Origin of the sequence: Paenibacillus sp. FSL W8-0194 (assembly GCF_037969745.1) — a bacterium.
GTDB classification, from domain to species: Bacteria; Bacillota; Bacilli; order Paenibacillales; family Paenibacillaceae; genus Paenibacillus_AQ; species Paenibacillus_AQ cookii.
The window spans coordinates 5,964,506-5,981,713 of sequence record NZ_CP150205.1; the positions used below are offsets into that span (position 1 = coordinate 5,964,506).

Sequence of the window (17,208 nt, forward strand, 5' to 3'; positions counted from 1 at the left end):
TGAAAAATCTTCTCGAGAAAGCGGGGCAACATGTTAATGAAAGCTACTGGAATAGTCCGCCGTATTGATGACCTGGGCAGAGTGGTCATCCCTAAAGAAATCAGACGCACACTGCGAATCCGCGAAGGAGATCCGCTTGAAATTTTTGTAGACCGCGATGGTGAAGTGATTTTGAAGAAATATTCCCCGATCGGAGAGCTTGGCGACTTTGCCAAGGAATATGCCGAATCCCTTTACGAAGGCACGGGACATATAACCATCATTTCTGACCGGGATACCTATATTGCGGTAGCGGGCGGCTCCAAGAAGGAGTATCTGGAGAAGCCGATCGGCACTCCGATCGAAAACTGCATGGATAATCGCAAAACGCTGCTGGAGACCGGCGGCGGCAGCTACGAAATCACCAAGGATCACCAGGAAACGCTGTCTTCTTTCGTGGCGGCGCCGATCATTTCGGGCGGCGACCCGATCGGAACGGTCATTCTACTCAGCAAGGACGACTCCGTGAAAATGTCACAGCTGGAAATCAAAATGGCCGAAACCGCGGCTGCGTTTCTCGGCAAACAAATGGAGCAGTAAAACAGGCAAACTCCCGCTTCAGGGCGGCGCTGGCGGCGCTACCTGGAAAGGCGGGAGTTTTTATGTTTCCGTTTTCCCAGGTATAATGGAGAGATGTAATCCGTTTAAGGGTATAAAACTTGGGAGAAGTAGGGACGAGAGGCATGAAGGAACCGGGGACATCCTCCAAAATATTGCAGGGAGCATTCGTGCTCGGCATCGCCATGGTGCTGTCGAAGCTGATCGGAACGCTGCAAAAAATTCCGCTGCAAAACATGGGCGGGGACGCGGTTTTTGGCATATACAATACCGTTTATCCGTTATATACGTTAATCATCACGGTGGCATTGGCCGGGTTTCCGTCGGCGGTCGCCAAATTCGTCGCGGAGGATGCGGCGCTGGGCGGACGGTCCCGGAGCTTGCGGGTGATCCGCATCGCCTCCGGAGCGTTGATCGTGTCGGGCCTATTGTTCGGGGCGGCCGTTTATTTCGGGGCGCCGATTATTGGCTGGATGATCGGCAACGCAAGCGTCGTCCCGGCTCTTCGGGCCTCATCCTTCGCGTTGCTGTTCGTTCCGCTGATGACGGGGCTGCGCGGTTTTTTTCAAGGCTACCAGAACATGATGCCGACCGCGGTGTCGCAAATTGCGGAACAGATCGTACGCGTCGCCGTCATGATCATTTTGCTCGTATACCTGACATCGGCGGGGGCGTCGGCGGAGACGATCGCCGCCGGGGCGCTTCTGGGTTCGGCGGCCGGCGGGCTTGCCGGTCTTGTTGTCATGGGCGGATACTGGAGAGGGTATGCGCGCCGAGGGAAACCTTCAGCAGGGACCAGGGACGGGGATGAAGCCGGCAAGGAGCAGCCCCGGCAATCCGGAGGCCGTTTATTTCGGGATATGCTGAAATATGCCATTCCAATCTGCCTCGGCGCGCTGGCGATTTCGCTGGTTAATCTGGCGGACACCTTTACCATGCCGCGGCTGCTGAAAAGCGGCGGAGCGGGTGAAGCGGGGGCGATGGTGCAGTTCGGCATTTACAACCGCGGCATGCCGGTGGTGCAGCTCGTCACGATGCTGGCCACCTCGCTGTCGGTGTTGTTTATCCCCGCGCTCGCTGAAGCGAAGGCGACGGGGGACAAGAAGGTGATCGCCGAGCGGTGCCGCCTGTCTCTGCGCTGGTTTTGGCTGATCGGCATGGCGGCGTCGATCGGGATCGCCGTGCTGGCCGAGCCGATCAATATCGCGCTGTACGAGGACGGGACGGGCACGGGCGTCATCCGCTGGATCGCCTTTACCGCGGCGGGCAGCGCGCTGAGCATCATCTCCGCCGCCCTGCTTCAAGGGCTCGGCATCGTCAAAGCGCCGGCGCTGCATCTGCTGGCCGCGGCGGCGGCGAAGGCGCTGCTGAACCTGCTGCTGGTTCCGCAGCTGGGGATTACCGGCGCGGCCATCGCCAGCGTCGCCGCGCATTTACTGGCCGCAGCGCTGAACATCGCGCTGCTTGCCCGCACGGCCGGCCTGCGGATCGGCGCAGGCCGGGCCCTCGCCATGCCGGCAGCCGTGCTCGCCGGCATGGCGCTTGCGGCGGGCGCCGCCATGCTCACCGCGGACGCTTTGCTGTCCGCGCTCGGGCTGCACGCCCGCCTGGCGGCCGCCGCGGCCAGCCTTGCCGGGGCCGCGGCCGGGGGCGCCGTGTTTCTGCTCGGCGCCGTCCGAACCCGCCTGCTCAGCGAGCAGGAGCTGCGCATGGTGCCCAAGGTCGGCGCTCCGCTCGCCGACCTGATGCGGAGGCTTCGGCTGTTGGCGTAACCCGAATGCTGCGGGGCCGATGATTTTTTTCTATGAGAAAGCCATGATATAGTATAGCTGCTACCAAATACCGGAAGAATGGTAAATAGAGCGGGGGGATGAAGGATGGGTGCATCCATAACCATCGTCGGCTTGGGTTCGGGCAATCCGGACCGCCTGACGGTCGGCATCGTGAAACAATTGCAGCAGGCGTCCGAGGTCTACGTCCGGACGAAGGAACATCCGATGATGTCGGTTTTGGACGATTTGCAGGTTACAGTCCGGTCGTTCGATTACATTTATGAAGCGAAGGATTCGTTTCCCGAGGTTTATGCTTCGATCGCCGACGCATTGATCGAAAAGGCGACGGCAGGCGCGGACGGCGCGGTGATCGTCTATGCCGTGCCGGGACATCCGATGGTGGCGGAGTCCACCGTGCAGATGCTCCGCGAACGCTGCGGAAGCGAAGGCATCGAACTGGCCGTCCTCGGCGGGGAGTCTTTTCTGGATGAAGCGTTCATCCGCCTGGGCTTCGACCCGATCGAAGGCTTTCAATTGCTTGATGCCAGCGGGCTGAATGCAAGCTTTCTGCAGCCGCAGCTGCATACCGTCATCGGGCAAGTGTACGACGCATTTACGGCGTCGGACGTGAAGCTGGCGCTGATGGAGCTGTATCCGGACGACTACACGGTCATCGTCGGCCATGCGCTTGGCGTGGAGGGTCAGGAGAAGGTTTTGCGCGTTCCTCTGTACGAGCTGGACCGCGTGGAGGGATACGGCAATTTGTCGCTGGTTTACGTGCCGCGGAGCGATGACGACATGCTGCGCCAGCGCACGTTCGCGCGGCTGCACGAAATCGTCACCATACTTCGCAGTCCCGAAGGCTGTCCTTGGGACCGGGAACAGACGCATGAGTCGATCCGGAAGAACCTCATTGAGGAAACATACGAGGTTTTGGAAACGATCGACGAGGATGATCCCGAGCATATGCAGGAAGAGCTGGGCGATTTGCTGCTGCAGGTGATGCTGCATTCGCAAATGGAGGAAGAACTCGGCACCTTCAGCGTGTTCGACGTCATCCAGAGCCTCAATGACAAGCTGATTTTCCGCCATCCGCATGTGTTCGGCAAAACGCGGGCGGAGGATGCCGAGGAAGCGCTCCAAAATTGGGAGCAGATGAAAGCCGAAGAAAAGCGGCGCAAAGGCCAAAATCCGGAGGAGTCGTCCGTCCTGGACGGCATTCCGAAGGACCTGCCCGCGCTCATGAAGGCGTACAAGCTTCAGAAGAAAGCGTCCAAGGTCGGTTTCGATTGGGAACGGATCGGCGACGTGTTCCTCAAGATCGAGGAGGAGCTGGCCGAGCTGCGCGAAGCCGTCGAAAAGGGATACGCGCCCGAGGAGCAAATCGGCGAGCTGGGAGACCTGCTTTTTGCCGCGGCCAACGCCGCCCGTTTCCTGGACGCGGACCCGGAAGAGGCGTTGTCGAGAACGAACCGCAAATTCGTCCGCCGGTTCCGTTTTATCGAGGAGCAGCTGAGAGCCCAAGGAAAAACGATTCAGGAAAGCTCCCTCGAAGAAATGGACGCTATTTGGCAACAGGCGAAAAATCAGGTATGATAAGGATTCGATCAGCTTAAAAGGTCTGCGGGGGTTCCGCAAAAGCGGACATGAACCTGAGGAAGGTACGCCGATCGACGTTTTTTTACAGGGATTTCCTCATTCATCTAAATTTTTGGCGGAACCAGGCAGGAATTTTGGCAGGGCACCAAGAATAATCATACGCATGAAGGATTTTCGCGAAAATCCTAACATGAAGACGGCGTCCCCAGGGTTGCATGCATATGCAGCTTGGACGCACCTATACTTATTTTTTTGTATATTGGGAGGATAATAATTTATGAACAAGACTGATCTGATCAACAACATTTCGACTAAAAGCGGCTTGACCAAAAAAGACGTTGAGTCCGTTCTGAACGGCTTCTTGGGCGAAATTACCGAAGCTTTGGCAAGCGGCGACAAAGTGCAGCTGATCGGTTTCGGCACATTCGAAACCCGCAAGCGTTCCGGACGTACCGGCCGCAACCCTCAAACCGGCAAAACCATCGAAATTCCTGAAGCTAACGTTCCTGCATTCAAAGCGGGCAACAAGCTTAAAGAAGCCGTAAAATAAGATGCGCGTCGACAAATTCCTGAAGGTGTCCAGGCTGATCAAACGGCGTACCGTGGCCAAGGATGTCTCGGATCAAGGTCGGGTGCTTATCAACGGCAGGGAAGCCAAGCCCAGCAGCACAGTGAAGATCGGCGACGAAATCACCGTGCAGTTCGGACAGAAGCTGGTCACCGTGAAGGTGGAACGCCTCGCCGAGAGCACCCGCAAGGATGAGGCCGCAAGCCTGTACTCCTTGGTCAAGGAAGAACCGATCGCAAAAGACAACGGTTTGAATTGGTAATCCGAAGCACTTTCATAGTCGTTTATAAAATGCACCCTCCGGTTTTCGATCCGGGGGGTGCTTTGCTTTTTGCCAAACCAACGAAACGAAAGCGTATGAACGCACACTTGGTTCTAAACCGCATTCCCCTCCCATAAGCTATTGGTAAGAAGGAGGGGTACATGCCATGATCGAGCCAGCCAAAAACAAACAGCATGAGCTGCATATGCTGAACCGCAAGCAGTTGAATTTGACGGGAGTCCATAATGTGGAGAGCTTCGACAGCGAAGAATTTCTGCTGCACACCGAACTTGGGCACCTGACCATTAAAGGGCAGAATTTACATATCAAAAATTTGAGCCTCGAGGAAGGCCTGCTCTCCATTGAAGGCATGGTCCATTCCCTCATTTACCTGGATCCCGGTTCCCACGGCAAAAATAAGGGAATGCTCGGCAAGCTGTTTAAATGAGTCCGCATATTCAATGGATCACCCTGCTCTGGATGCTGTTTTCGGGAGCAGCGATGGGACTGGCCTATGACAGCTACCGGGTGCTGTCGGGCCAGCTGCATTTTCCGAGATGGACCCTTCATGTTCTGGACCTCCTCTATTGGTGCGGCGCCGCTTTATTCGTGTTCAGAATGCTTTATATAAGCAACTACGGGCAGCTCAGGTTCTATGTGTTTGTCGGACTCTTTTTGGGGGTATGGCTATATTTTTTATTCTTAAGTGTTACAACTCAGCGTTTTGTGGTAATGTTAATAAAGACAGCGCGTTACATCATCGATGTGCTGAAACGGCTTTTCAGGCTGCTGGTATGGGCGCCGATCCGGATGCTGCTGAAGCTGCTGAAGGGACTGGCCGTCATGCTGGGCGCGCTTGCGATGTTCGTTTTTCGCGTCGTGCTGAAGCTGCTGCTGCCGTTCTGGAAGCTGGCGAAATGGATGCTCAGGCCGATCACGTCGCGCCTCCGGATGCCCGTTTGGCTTGACAAGCTCCTGAACCGGCTCATTCTTCTATGGAAAAAATGGTTTCCGAAGAAGGAATAGAGGTAATGACGAACGTATATAGAAATATATGCTAATACGCATGCAAAGGAGGAGCCCATGGGAAAATATGCTGCCAGGGAACAAGCTCGCACGCAAACGGCCAAATCGAAACAGGAAGCAGGGACCGTCCAGAACGCCGGCGCGCGGAGGCGGATATTGATCTGGGCTTCTTTTATGGTCGTGTTTTTGGGATGGGCATGCTTCACCATGATTTCCCAGCAATCGCAAATTGCGGACAAGAGTGCCGATCTTGCGAAGAAAAAGCAGGAACAATTAAGCGTGGAGAAGACCAAGGAGCAGCTGATGACCGATGTCAAAAGGCTGAACGATCCGGAGTACATCGGGCAGCTCGCCCGCAAGAACTTCGGAATGTACAAACCCGGAGAAACACCCATCCATGCCGAGGAAACAGGCCCGTAATATAGGCGCTGAACTGGGTTATTACTCAGTTGACCTCAGTTTGCGCTTTATGTATAATCAAATCACCACAGCGAAGGTTTGACTCAAATCTTGTTGTATATTTTTAAGGGAGGATCATTTTATTCTATGGCAATCGAAGTGGGCACCAAGTTAGAAGGCAAGGTGACAGGCATAACGCATTTTGGAGCATTTGTGGATCTGTCAGGAGGTGTCACGGGTCTCGTTCACATCTCGGAAATCGCCGATAATTACGTCAAGGATGTCAACGATCACCTGAAAATCAACGATGTTGTTACCGTTAAGGTGATCAATGTCGACAAGGACGGCAAAATCGGGCTTTCCATCAAACAAGCTGTTGATAAGCCAGCCTCGGAAGCTCGTCCTCCAAGAGGACCAAGACCGGAGCGCACCGGCGGCGGAAATGGAGATCGTTTTGGCGGCGGTGGAGGCTTTAATCGTGAACGTGGCGGGCGCCCATTTAAGCCTGCGGCCAGCAAAACTTCGTTTGAGGATAAAATGTCACGTTTCCTGAAGGATAGCGAAGAACGCATTTCTTCGATCAAGAAACATACGGAATCCAAGCGCGGAGGACGCGGCGCAAAACGCATGTAACGAACGAAACGCCTGTTTTGGCGAAAATTTTATACATGAGAAACCGCGAATGACGCGGCTTTCATTTCCTTTGCGAAATACCGGGGAAAATAATAAACCGCAGCAGGTTCGAGCCTGCCGCGGTTTTTTTGTCGCTTCCAAAAAAAGTTAACGACAGCATCCAACTGATTTCCGGCTCTGTCTATAGCAATCGATAGCGGATTATTGGCGACGCTTCCGCGGGCCGTCGTCATCCGGGCGGGTTCCGAACGGCCGCAAACGGTTGGGGCGAGGGAAATCGCGGGCCATTCCCGACGTTTCGCACGGCGTTCCTTTTTGTCGGAAATTTCTTTTCGGCTTGTCCGCTGTTATGACAAACTTTCATGTTTGAGGGCTTTTATAATGGGTACCATCAAATCTAGGAAATGGTGGTGCTTAAGTACATGGAAAAGTTGAACGTGAACATACCCGGTTTTAAAACGCTGCATAAAGAGGCTTCCTTGGAAGGCAACGGCTTGATGGGACGCATGCGGAATATGCCTGCGGTGCAGCGTCCGCTTCAGCTGCTGGCAGCCAAAAAGTGGATGATCTTGCTGACGCTGATGGCGTTTTTGCTGGGGAAAGCCATGATTCTGGACGAGCTATCGCCATTTGCAATCGCTTATTTCGCCGTCATTTTGTTCTTGCGCCGCGATTATTTGCTTCCGGTTAGCGTGGCGCTCATTGCAGGCAGCCTCTTTGCTCCTTTCCCGGCATCGCTAATGATTGCCGCTGAACTGCTTATCTTTTATTTGATCCATCGGGGCCTGAACGCTTTCGACCATGCCGAAGTGTCCTACGCGCCTCTCATGGTGTTCGTGTCTTCGTTCGTCGTCAAATTGTTTGCGATCGTCATGGGCTCGTCCTTCACTTGGTACGCCTTTATGATGAGCTCGCTGGATGCGGTCCTCAGCTTCGTGCTCACCCTCGTATTTATTCAGGCAATTCCGATATTCACATACCGAAAAAAGAATTATCAGCTGCGGTCGGAGGAAATATTGTGCCTCATCATCCTGCTGGCCTCCGTCATGACCGGGGCGGTCGGATGGACGATTTATTCCTTGTCGGTCGAGCATGTGCTGTCCCGCTATTTGATCCTGGTGTTCGCTTTGGTCGGCGGAGCGCCGCTGGGGGCTTCGGTCGGCGTCGTCACCGGCTTGATCCTGAGCCTGGCTGACATCTCCGCCATTTATCAGATGAGCCTGCTCGCTTTTTCGGGCATGCTTGCCGGCATGCTGCGGGAAGGCAAAAAAGGCGCGGTCATGCTCGGCATGCTGCTCGGCTCGTCCATTTTATCGATTTATTTCAGCGGTCCGGGCGACGTCATGACCTCCACCTGGGAATCCTGCGCGGCGATTGCGCTGTTTTTGCTGACGCCGAGGTCGGTGATTTCGATGATATCGAAATATGTACCCGGCACGAACGATCACAGCAAGTCCCAGCATGAATATGCGAAAAGGGTGCGCGATCTGACGGCCGAGAGGGTCACCCAATTTTCCCGCGTATTTCGGCAGCTCTCCCAAAGCTTCGGGCAGGTGGCCGGCACGGAGGAGATCAGCAAGCGTTCGGGCGAGGTGGACCATTTCATGAACGCGGTCGCGGAAGGGGTCTGCTCCTCCTGCATCAAGCGAAGCCACTGCTGGGACGCGAAATTTTATCAAACCTATAAATATATGACGGACGTGATGTCCGCCGTGGAAGAGAACCCGGAAATGACCGAACAGCATATTCCGAAGGAATGGATGCGCATGTGCGGCAAAACGGGCGACGTGCTTCAGGAGATGAAGCAGCAGTACGGCCTTTACCAGCATGATATGCAGTGGAAACGGCAAATATACGACAGCCGTCAACTCGTTGCCGAGCAATTGTCCGGCGTGTCCCAGGTGATGGAGGATCTCGCGCGCGAAATTCAGCGGGAAGGACAAGCCATGTACCGGCAGGAGGAGCAAATTCGCGAGGCGCTCGAGCAGCTGGGGCTTTCCATTCAGGGCATCGAAATCATCAGCCTGGACTCCGGGCATGTGGAGATCGAAATCGTGCATGCGTTTACGCGCGGTTACGATGAATGCCGCAAAATTATCGCGCCGCTGCTGTCGGACATTTTGGACGAGCACATCGCGGTGCTGCACGAATCGTCGGTGTCGCCCAAAGACGGGCTCGCCACGGTGCTGTTCGGTTCGGCCAAAACGTTCGAGATTACGACGGGTGTGGCCGGGGCAGCCAAAGGCGGGGATTTGCTGTCGGGAGACAGCTTCAGCATGATGGAGCTCGGCAACGGCACGTTTGCGGTCGCGCTCAGCGACGGGATGGGCAACGGCGAACGGGCCAAGCAGGAAAGCAGCACCGCCCTGTCGATTTTGCAGCAGCTGCTGCAGAGCGGGATGGACGAGAAGCTGGCGATCAAATCCGTCAACTCGATTTTGATGCTTCGTTCGCCGGATGAAGTGTACGCGACCGTCGACATGGCCCTCATCGACCAATATTCCGCCGAGACGACCTTCATGAAAATTGCATCGACGCCAAGCTTTATCAAGCGCGGACTCGAGGTCATACCGGTATCGGCCAGCAACCTGCCGATCGGCATCATTCAGGACATCGAGGTAGACCTGGTCACTTTAAAATTGCAGGCGGGGGACATCGTCATCATGATGACGGACGGCATTTACGATGCGCCGGGGCATGCGGTGAACAAGGAGCTATGGATGAAACGGATGATCCAGGAGATCGACAGCGAGGATCCGCAGCAAATCGCGGACATTTTGCTCGAAAAAGTGATCCGGTACCAGCAAAACGTCATCCATGACGACATGACCGTCGTCGTGGGCAAAGTGGAGCATTACCAGCCGGAGTGGGCGACGCTGCATGTGCCGGGGCTTGCGCGGATGGAGCGGCCGCGCACGGTGAGCTAAAGCGTCCGCATTGCCCGGGAAATGGGAAAGGGGGGAGTTTTTAGCGTTTGAAATCTCTCAAAAATGGAAATGCTAGAGGCAAATAGAATCCATTTTTGGGAGGAAGATCGATCGTGAAACAGATTCTTTTGATAACGGACGGATGCTCGAATGTAGGAACAAGCCCGGTGCTGGCGGCAGCCCATGCTTTCCAGGAAGGAATTACGGTGAACGTTGCGGGGGTGGTGGATTACGGTACGATTGGCGAGCTTGGAAGCTTGGAGATTGCCGAAATTGCCAAAGCGGGAGGAGGTGTCAGCCGGATCGTAGGCACGAGGCAGCTTGCCCAGACGATGCAGATGATGACGCGCAAAACGGTGGTTCAGACTATTCAGCAAGCGGTGAACAAGGAGCTCAAGCACATTCTGGGGGATGCGACGCTTGAGGATCTGCCGCCGTCGCAGCGCTCGCAGGTCGTTCAAGTGGTCGACGATATGACGGAAACGACGCCGCTCCAAGTGGCATTATTGATTGATGCCAGCGCCAGCATGAAACCCAAGCTCGGGGCGGTCGAGGATGCCATCCGCGATCTGATGCTCAGCCTTCAAGCGCGCGAAGGAATGAGCGAACTTGCGGTATTCCACTTCCCGGGACGGCGGAGCGGCGAGGATGCGGTGATGGACAGCGGCTGGACGAAAGATGCGGGGGCGTTGAGATCCCTTTTCCAGCGCATTCAGATGAGGGGGGCGACGCCGACGGGGCCCGCGATCATGAAGGTGATTGATTTCTTCCGTTATGGTACACTAAATGGACACGAAACATGGCGAGAACATGCCGATGAAGGAGAAGGGATGCTCGGTGACTACGTCGTCTAATCCGGCGTATCCGGCCGGAACGGTCATAACGGGGAAATGGCGCAAAAGCCGCTTTATCGTCCGCCGCGTGCTGGGAAAAGGGGCAAACGGAGTCGTTTACCTGGTGCAAAAGGAAGGCTCCCGCGATCCGTATGCCCTCAAAATGGGCTTCGACACGCTGGACCTGCAATCCGAGATCAACGTGCTGATGTCCCTGCAGTCGAAACGCAAAGCGTCGGAATCGCCGAAAGGCGGCCTGCGCATGCCCTATTTGCTTGAAGTGGACGATTTTAAGGGCCCGGACGGGGATATTCCGTTTTACGTCATGCGTTATATCCGGGGGACCTCTTTGCATCATTTCATCCGCAAACGCGGTCACGATTGGATCGGCCTAACGGGGCTCCGCCTGCTCGAAAAGCTCAACGGGCTGCACCGCTTCGGCTTCATTTTCGGGGATTTAAAGCCGGAGAACGTCATGGTGTCCGATGTCGGCCGCGTGGAACTGATCGATTACGGCGGCGTAAGCTCCATCGGAAGGAGCGTCAAGCAGTTCACGGAGTGGTACGACCGGGGATACTGGAATGCCGGCTCGCGGACGAGCGACGAGGGTTACGACTTGTTTGCCTTTGCCGTGTTGGTGATTCAGATGTTGAACGAAGAGGAGCTCAAAGCCGCCGCCACCCGGCATTTGCCGCAAACCCGAAGCGCGGGTCAGCTGTTGTCAATCGTGCAGCGGAGCCCGAAGCTGAAAGTGTACGCCGAATGGCTGGGACGGGCGATCCGGGGGGAATTCTCCGGTTCGCGCGAAGCGCTGAAGCTGTGGAAGGAGACGATCTATGCGCCCGCCTTTGCCGGCAAGCTGCCGGGCAAGACCCCGCGCTGGCTGATCAATGCATTCGCTCTATCCTTAATGGTGGCGTGTTTGGCCTGTTTATGGGCATTTTTGTCCTGAGGCTTTTTTACATAAGGCTTGCTGTAGAAAAGGGGATTCTGAATGGAAAGCAGGACCGATTTGAATACGTTGACGGAACATGTTCTCCGTACGGCCGGCGAGCATGGATTATGGCAGCCCCATGACACGATCATAGTCGCAGTATCCGGCGGGCCGGACTCTGTGGCTCTTTTGCATGTCCTGCACCGAATTTCGAAGCTGCATGTCCCGCTTAAGCTGATCTGCGCGCATGTCCATCACGGGCTCCGGGCCGAATCCGACGACGAGGAGAAGCTCGTCCGCCGATTGGCCGAAGGCTTGGGCATCCCGTTCGAGCTGGCGAGAATCGATGTTCCTTCTTATATGGAAGAAAGCGGGAAGGGATTCGAAGAGGCGGCGCGCGAAAAAAGGTATGCCTTTTTGCATGAAACCGCCGTCCGCCGGGGCGCGGCATCCATCGCGCTGGCGCATCACGCCGACGACCAGGCCGAGACGGTGCTGCTGCATCTGCTCCGGGGGAGCGGGCTTGCGGGACTCAAAGGCATGAAAATAAAAAGAAGCGAAAAAAATGTGGAACTCATCCGTCCTTTTTTACGTATATACAAAACGGACCTCGTCAGCGTATGTAAGCAGCAAGGTTACGAGTACGCGGTCGACAGCTCCAACTTCTCCACCAAGTACCGGCGAAATGCGATCCGGCTGGATGTGCTGCCGTTTTTGGGGCAATATAATGGTCAGATCAGACAATCGCTGGTTCAGCTTGCCGAGATCGCGGGCGGGGAAGACGATTTCATGGAGCGGGCTGCCGATTTTGCATATCGCGAAACGGTGCAGCATAAGAATGGAAGGCTCTATTTTGAAGCGCCTTCCTTTTTGGCCTTACATGTCGCTTTACAACGAAGGTTGATTAAACTAATATTAAATTATCTGTCGGCAGGCTCCGAAATCACTGATTTCCACAAAATCGAATGGATTCGCCAAACCTTGATTCAGAATAAAAGCACGACCTGGAGCCTTGACATTGGAGGAGGCTTGGCCTGCATACGCGAATACGATAAGATATGGTTTATGCACAAGCCGCAAGAGCAGTCCAAGAGCTATACATACGAGCTTCAAGCTGCTGTTCCGGAACTTTTTATTCCTGAAATCGGCAAGAGGATGACGATGAAGGCGCAGTCGCCGGATGACCCTTTTTTTCAGGCCAAGGGCGAGGCTTGCGCCGAAGCAGTGTTCGATGCCGACCAATTGAAGTTTCCATTAACACTCCGCTCAAGACTGCCTGGAGATACCATGAAGGTCATGGGATTAAACGGAAGCAAAAAGGTAAAAGATATTTTCATTGACGCGAAGATACCTCCATCCGCTCGCTCCCGCATTCCTGTGTTAGTCGATGGTTCAGGCAACATCATCTGGATACCGGGAGTCCGGCGGTCCGCGCATGCGGCGGTCGGGGCACGAACGTTATCCGTTCTTCATATGTGTCTGGAGGATGCAGAGGCAGTGGAGCAACTGTAATGGTCATAGTAAGACTTTCATAGTATAAACGTAGGAGGTTCGCTCAGTTGCAAAACGATATTCAAGAAATCCTGATCACCGAAGAGGAAATCCAGAAGAAAATCAAGGAACTTGGAGCACAGCTCAGCAAGGTTTATGAGGGGCGCAATCCTTTGGTCATTTGCGTACTCAAAGGCGCGTTTATTTTCATGGCCGATTTGGTTAAAAATATGACAGTACCTCTCGAGCTCGACTTCATGGCCGTATCCAGCTACGGCGCACAGACCAAATCATCCGGCGTCGTCAAAATCATCAAAGATTTGGATGCGTCGGTGGAAGGACGCGACGTCCTGATCGTCGAAGATATTATCGACAGCGGTCTCACGCTCAGCCATCTGATCGAGCTTCTGAAGAGCCGCAACGCCAAGTCGACGTGCGTCGTCACGTTGTTTGACAAACCGGCTCGCCGTACCGTTGATCTGGAAGCAGATTATACAGGCTTCTCCTTGCCAGACGCCTTTGTTGTCGGATACGGTTTGGATTACGCCGAACGTTACCGGAACCTGCCCTACATCGGGATCTTGAAACCGGAAGTTTATTCCCACTAATGGTGATACTCCAGCCCATGGACGTTTTGCTGACGGTTCATGCTAATACCACCTCTGTTGAGATGGTCAGACAGGCTATGGTAAAATAATTAAAGTGTTTTGAGAGGAGGTAGGGGATGAATCGGTTCATCCGGAATTCTGGTTTTTATTTGATTCTTTTTTTAGTTGTGGTGGGCATTGTCCAGTTCGTAAGCAGCAGCGGTGAATCTGCTCACAATCCTAGATACGATGAATTTCGGCAAGAGATTAAGGCTGGCAATGTGAAGGATATCACGGTTCAATTTGACGGTTACGCCTATCTCGTAACCGGTAAATATAATCAAAAACCGGAAGGGGCTAAATCCGACAGCTTCTCAACCTACATTCCGGCTACGGATGCCGCGATCCAAGAGCTGGTGGACGCCAGCGACAAGACCGGCATGAGCTATACCCAGAAGAAAATGGAAGGCGAAAGCATTTGGCTGACGCTGCTCTCCTCCATGATTCCTTTGGTTATCATGTTCATTCTTTTCTTCTTCCTGTTCAATCAGGCACAGGGCGGCGGCGGCAAAGTGATGAACTTCGGCAAAAGCCGTGCGCGCTTATATAATGAAGAGAAGAAGAGGGTCACATTCGAAGATGTGGCCGGGGCCGATGAAGAGAAACAGGAACTTGTCGAAGTCGTGGAATTCCTTAAGGATCCGCGGAAATTCGCCGCAGTCGGCGCCCGCATTCCGAAAGGGGTGCTGCTCGTAGGCCCTCCGGGTACGGGTAAAACGCTCCTTGCCCGCGCGGTAGCCGGGGAAGCCGGCGTTCCGTTCTTCAGCATTTCCGGTTCCGACTTCGTGGAAATGTTCGTAGGTGTCGGTGCTTCCCGCGTTCGCGATTTGTTCGAGAACGCCAAGAAAAATGCGCCATGTATTATATTTATCGACGAAATCGATGCGGTTGGCCGTCAGCGCGGCGCCGGTCTTGGCGGCGGCCATGACGAGCGCGAACAAACGCTGAACCAATTGCTCGTAGAGATGGACGGTTTCGGCGGCAACGAAGGCATCATCATCGTTGCGGCGACGAACCGTGCGGATATTCTCGACCCTGCGCTCTTGCGTCCGGGACGTTTTGACCGTCAAATCACGGTCGACCGTCCGGACGTGAAGGGCCGCGAAGCGGTGCTGAAAGTCCATGCACGCAATAAGCCGCTCACGAAAGACGTTAAGCTTGACGTGGTAGCGAAACGCACGACCGGCTTTACCGGCGCCGAGCTGGAAAACCTGATGAACGAGGCTGCCCTGCTTGCGGCACGCCGCAACCGGAAGGATATTTCCATGCGCGAGGTCGACGAAGCGATCGACCGCGTCATTGTCGGTACGGAAAAACGCAGCCGCGTGATCAGCGAACGCGAGAAGCGAATCGTCGCTTATCACGAAGCGGGCCATACCATTGTCGGCTACTTCCTGGAAAACGCCGATATGGTGCATAAAGTAACGATCATTCCTCGCGGCCGTGCCGGCGGATACGTCATCATGATGCCGAAGGAAGACCGCATGCTCGTCACGAAGCAGGAATTGCTGGATAAAGTGACAGGCCTTCTCGGCGGCCGCGTATCCGAGGAACTCTTTATCGGGGAAATCGGAACGGGCGCTTACAGCGACTTCCAGCAGGCGACCAACATCGTCCGCAGCATGATCATGGAATACGGCATGAGCGAGAAGCTTGGACCGCTGCAATTCGGTTCGTCCCAAGGCCAAGTATTCCTTGGCCGCGATCTTGGACACGAGCAAAATTACAGTGATTCCATCGCTTATGAAATCGATCAGGAAATGCAGCGCATGACCAACGAATGTTATCAGCGTTGTAAAGATTTGTTGACCAAACACGCCAAAGAGGTTCATCTCATCGCGAATACGCTGCTTGAGAAAGAAACCCTGGAGCTGGAGCAAATCAAAGAGCTGATCGAACAAGGATACCTGTCGGAAGACGGACCGCGTGACGGTGAAAACGGAGGTTCCTCCGAAAGCGGCGCGCCCGTAATCGACGAGATCGGCGACGTTCGCGTTCGCATTCAAGGCAAAGAGGACAATGCCGACTTGCCGACGAATGAGATTCCGAACGATGCTCCGAAGAGCTCTTCGGACATTCCGAACGATCCGACGAACCCGCCGGCAGACGATCCGAATAACGGAGGCACGCCTCCAGGTACGAAAGCGTAAACCCAGCAGGACATACAAAACCCGGAAGACGACGGCAATCGTCTTCCGGGTTTTTTTGTTTTTTAGCAGCTTTACCCCAATGAGTACGGAACCGTCGATCACAGCGTATGTCCTGAGCATGAGGTTGTTTTCGTTTTGCGTGAAGGAGCCTGAGCCAAGCATCATGAAAAATTTTTATTTTTTCAATCAAGCTTTTTTGCTGTGAAGGGATGCACGAAACATGCGCCCTATAAGGATTTTTTGGCCGGATGGACCTGTTTATGCCGAACTTCCCGCCCAATTGACAGCCCGTGAAACCTTGTGTACATTAGTTGATAACTGAAAAACCTCGAGGCTTAGACACCTAACTTTGAGAGAATTTTCACAATATCATGGATCATGTGATGACCTTATTAAAGGAGTGGGTTTCTGGTGGAAGCTCTGGCGCTGCAGCATAAAGAGGAGCAAAAACGGGAATTGACCGAGAAGCTGATGCAGCTCAAAAAAGAAAGAAACGCAATTATTTTGGCTCACTATTATCAACGGGACGAAATTCAGGAGGTTGCCGATTTCCGCGGCGATTCCTTTTTGCTTGCGCAGAAAGCCGCGCAAACGGATGCGGAGACGATCGTTTTTTGCGGCGTGCATTTCATGGGGGAAAGCGCCAAAATTTTGGCTCCGAACAAGACGGTTTTGATTCCGGACGAACGCGCAGGCTGCCCGATGGCCGACATGGTGAACGTGGATGGGCTCCGCAAGCTGAAAGCCCAACATCCGAACGCCAAAGTCGTTACATATATCAACTCCTCCGCCGACGTGAAAGCGGAAACGGACATTTGCTGCACGTCTTCCAATGCGGTGAAGGTGATCCAATCGCTGGATTGCGACGAGATCATCTGGGTGCCGGACAAAAACCTCGGCCATTACGTACAGCAGCATACCGACAAAAAAATGATCATTTGGGAAGGTTACTGCAATACGCATGACATGCTGACCGTAAAAGACGTTGTGGAAATGAAAGCCAAACATCCGAACGCCCAGTTCGTCGTGCATCCGGAATGCCGTCCTGAAGTGGTTGCGATGGGAGATTTCGTAGGCAGCACGACGGCGATCATCGATTACTGCAAAAAGTCGGATTGCCAGGAGTTTATCGTCGGAACCGAAGACGGCACGGGCTACCAGCTTCGCATGGACAGTCCGCACAAGACCTTCCATTTTGCGACCAAATATTTGGTATGTCCGAACATGAAGGTAAACAATCTTAAAAAATTGGTGAAGTGCCTTGAAACGATGAAGCCGCAAATTTACGTACCGCCGGCCGTCGCAGACAAGGCCCGGATTTCTTTAGAGCGCATGTTACAAGTACAGTAGCATGCGCTACTCTTTCTCTA

At 54.3% G+C, this 17,208-nt stretch carries 16 protein-coding genes; all 16 read left to right on the top strand.

Going from position 1 to position 17,208, the window contains the following annotated elements; genetic code table 11:
* The first annotated feature begins 36 nt into the window (after window positions 1-36).
* Window positions 37-579 carry a stage V sporulation protein T gene (gene spoVT / locus MKY58_RS27540; protein WP_339322865.1) on the top strand — a complete coding sequence of 181 codons (543 nt, stop codon included), beginning with the start codon at window positions 37-39 and terminating at the stop codon, window positions 577-579.
* Window positions 580-722: 143 nt separating this feature from the next.
* Window positions 723-2,369, top strand: coding sequence for a polysaccharide biosynthesis protein (locus MKY58_RS27545; RefSeq protein ID WP_339325259.1), 1,647 nt, complete (start codon window positions 723-725; stop codon window positions 2,367-2,369).
* Between the two features lie 105 nt (window positions 2,370-2,474).
* On the top strand, window positions 2,475-3,965 hold the full coding sequence (gene mazG, locus MKY58_RS27550; protein ID WP_339322866.1) for a nucleoside triphosphate pyrophosphohydrolase: 1,491 nt from the start codon (window positions 2,475-2,477) through the stop codon (window positions 3,963-3,965).
* Window positions 3,966-4,245: 280 nt separating this feature from the next.
* On the top strand, window positions 4,246-4,518 hold the full coding sequence (locus MKY58_RS27555) for an HU family DNA-binding protein (protein ID WP_036712746.1): 273 nt from the start codon (window positions 4,246-4,248) through the stop codon (window positions 4,516-4,518).
* Between the two features lies 1 nt (window position 4,519).
* Window positions 4,520-4,798 (top strand): RNA-binding S4 domain-containing protein, encoded by a 279-nt coding sequence (locus MKY58_RS27560; RefSeq protein ID WP_036712748.1) that lies wholly within the window; start codon window positions 4,520-4,522, stop codon window positions 4,796-4,798.
* Between the two features lie 166 nt (window positions 4,799-4,964).
* Complete coding sequence (gene yabP / locus MKY58_RS27565) at window positions 4,965-5,246, top strand: sporulation protein YabP (RefSeq protein WP_036712753.1); 282 nt, start codon at window positions 4,965-4,967, stop codon at window positions 5,244-5,246.
* Window positions 5,243-5,824 (top strand): spore cortex biosynthesis protein YabQ, encoded by a 582-nt coding sequence (yabQ, locus tag MKY58_RS27570; protein WP_212952154.1) that lies wholly within the window; start codon window positions 5,243-5,245, stop codon window positions 5,822-5,824. The genes yabP and yabQ overlap by 4 nt, the downstream gene beginning before the upstream one ends.
* A 57-nt stretch (window positions 5,825-5,881) precedes the next feature.
* On the top strand, window positions 5,882-6,244 hold the full coding sequence (locus tag MKY58_RS27575) for a septum formation initiator family protein (protein ID WP_036712756.1): 363 nt from the start codon (window positions 5,882-5,884) through the stop codon (window positions 6,242-6,244).
* A 126-nt stretch (window positions 6,245-6,370) separates the two neighbouring features.
* Window positions 6,371-6,856, top strand: a complete 486-nt coding sequence (locus tag MKY58_RS27580; protein ID WP_036712758.1) for a S1 domain-containing RNA-binding protein — start codon at window positions 6,371-6,373, stop codon at window positions 6,854-6,856.
* Between the two features lie 422 nt (window positions 6,857-7,278).
* Window positions 7,279-9,783, top strand: a complete 2,505-nt coding sequence (spoIIE, locus tag MKY58_RS27585; RefSeq protein ID WP_339322867.1) for a stage II sporulation protein E — start codon at window positions 7,279-7,281, stop codon at window positions 9,781-9,783.
* Window positions 9,784-9,896: 113 nt separating this feature from the next.
* Entirely contained in the window at window positions 9,897-10,637 is a 741-nt protein-coding gene (locus tag MKY58_RS27590; RefSeq protein WP_339322868.1) for a vWA domain-containing protein, read from the top strand.
* Complete coding sequence (locus tag MKY58_RS27595) at window positions 10,621-11,568, top strand: serine/threonine protein kinase (protein ID WP_339322869.1); 948 nt, start codon at window positions 10,621-10,623, stop codon at window positions 11,566-11,568. Before MKY58_RS27590 ends, MKY58_RS27595 begins: the two co-directional genes overlap by 17 nt.
* Window positions 11,569-11,610: 42 nt before the next feature.
* Window positions 11,611-13,062, top strand: a complete 1,452-nt coding sequence (gene tilS, locus MKY58_RS27600) for a tRNA lysidine(34) synthetase TilS (protein ID WP_339322870.1) — start codon at window positions 11,611-11,613, stop codon at window positions 13,060-13,062.
* 47 nt (window positions 13,063-13,109) lie between these two features.
* Entirely contained in the window at window positions 13,110-13,649 is a 540-nt protein-coding gene (gene hpt, locus MKY58_RS27605; RefSeq protein ID WP_339322871.1) for a hypoxanthine phosphoribosyltransferase, read from the top strand.
* Window positions 13,650-13,765: 116 nt separating this feature from the next.
* The gene (gene ftsH / locus MKY58_RS27610) at window positions 13,766-15,838 is read left to right on the top strand and encodes an ATP-dependent zinc metalloprotease FtsH (protein WP_212952159.1); all 2,073 of its coding nucleotides are present in this window, start codon (window positions 13,766-13,768) and stop codon (window positions 15,836-15,838) included.
* Between the two features lie 411 nt (window positions 15,839-16,249).
* A complete protein-coding gene (nadA, locus tag MKY58_RS27615; protein ID WP_212952160.1) occupies window positions 16,250-17,188 on the top strand; it encodes a quinolinate synthase NadA in 939 nt (312 codons plus the stop codon).
* Window positions 17,189-17,208 lie beyond the last annotated feature (20 nt).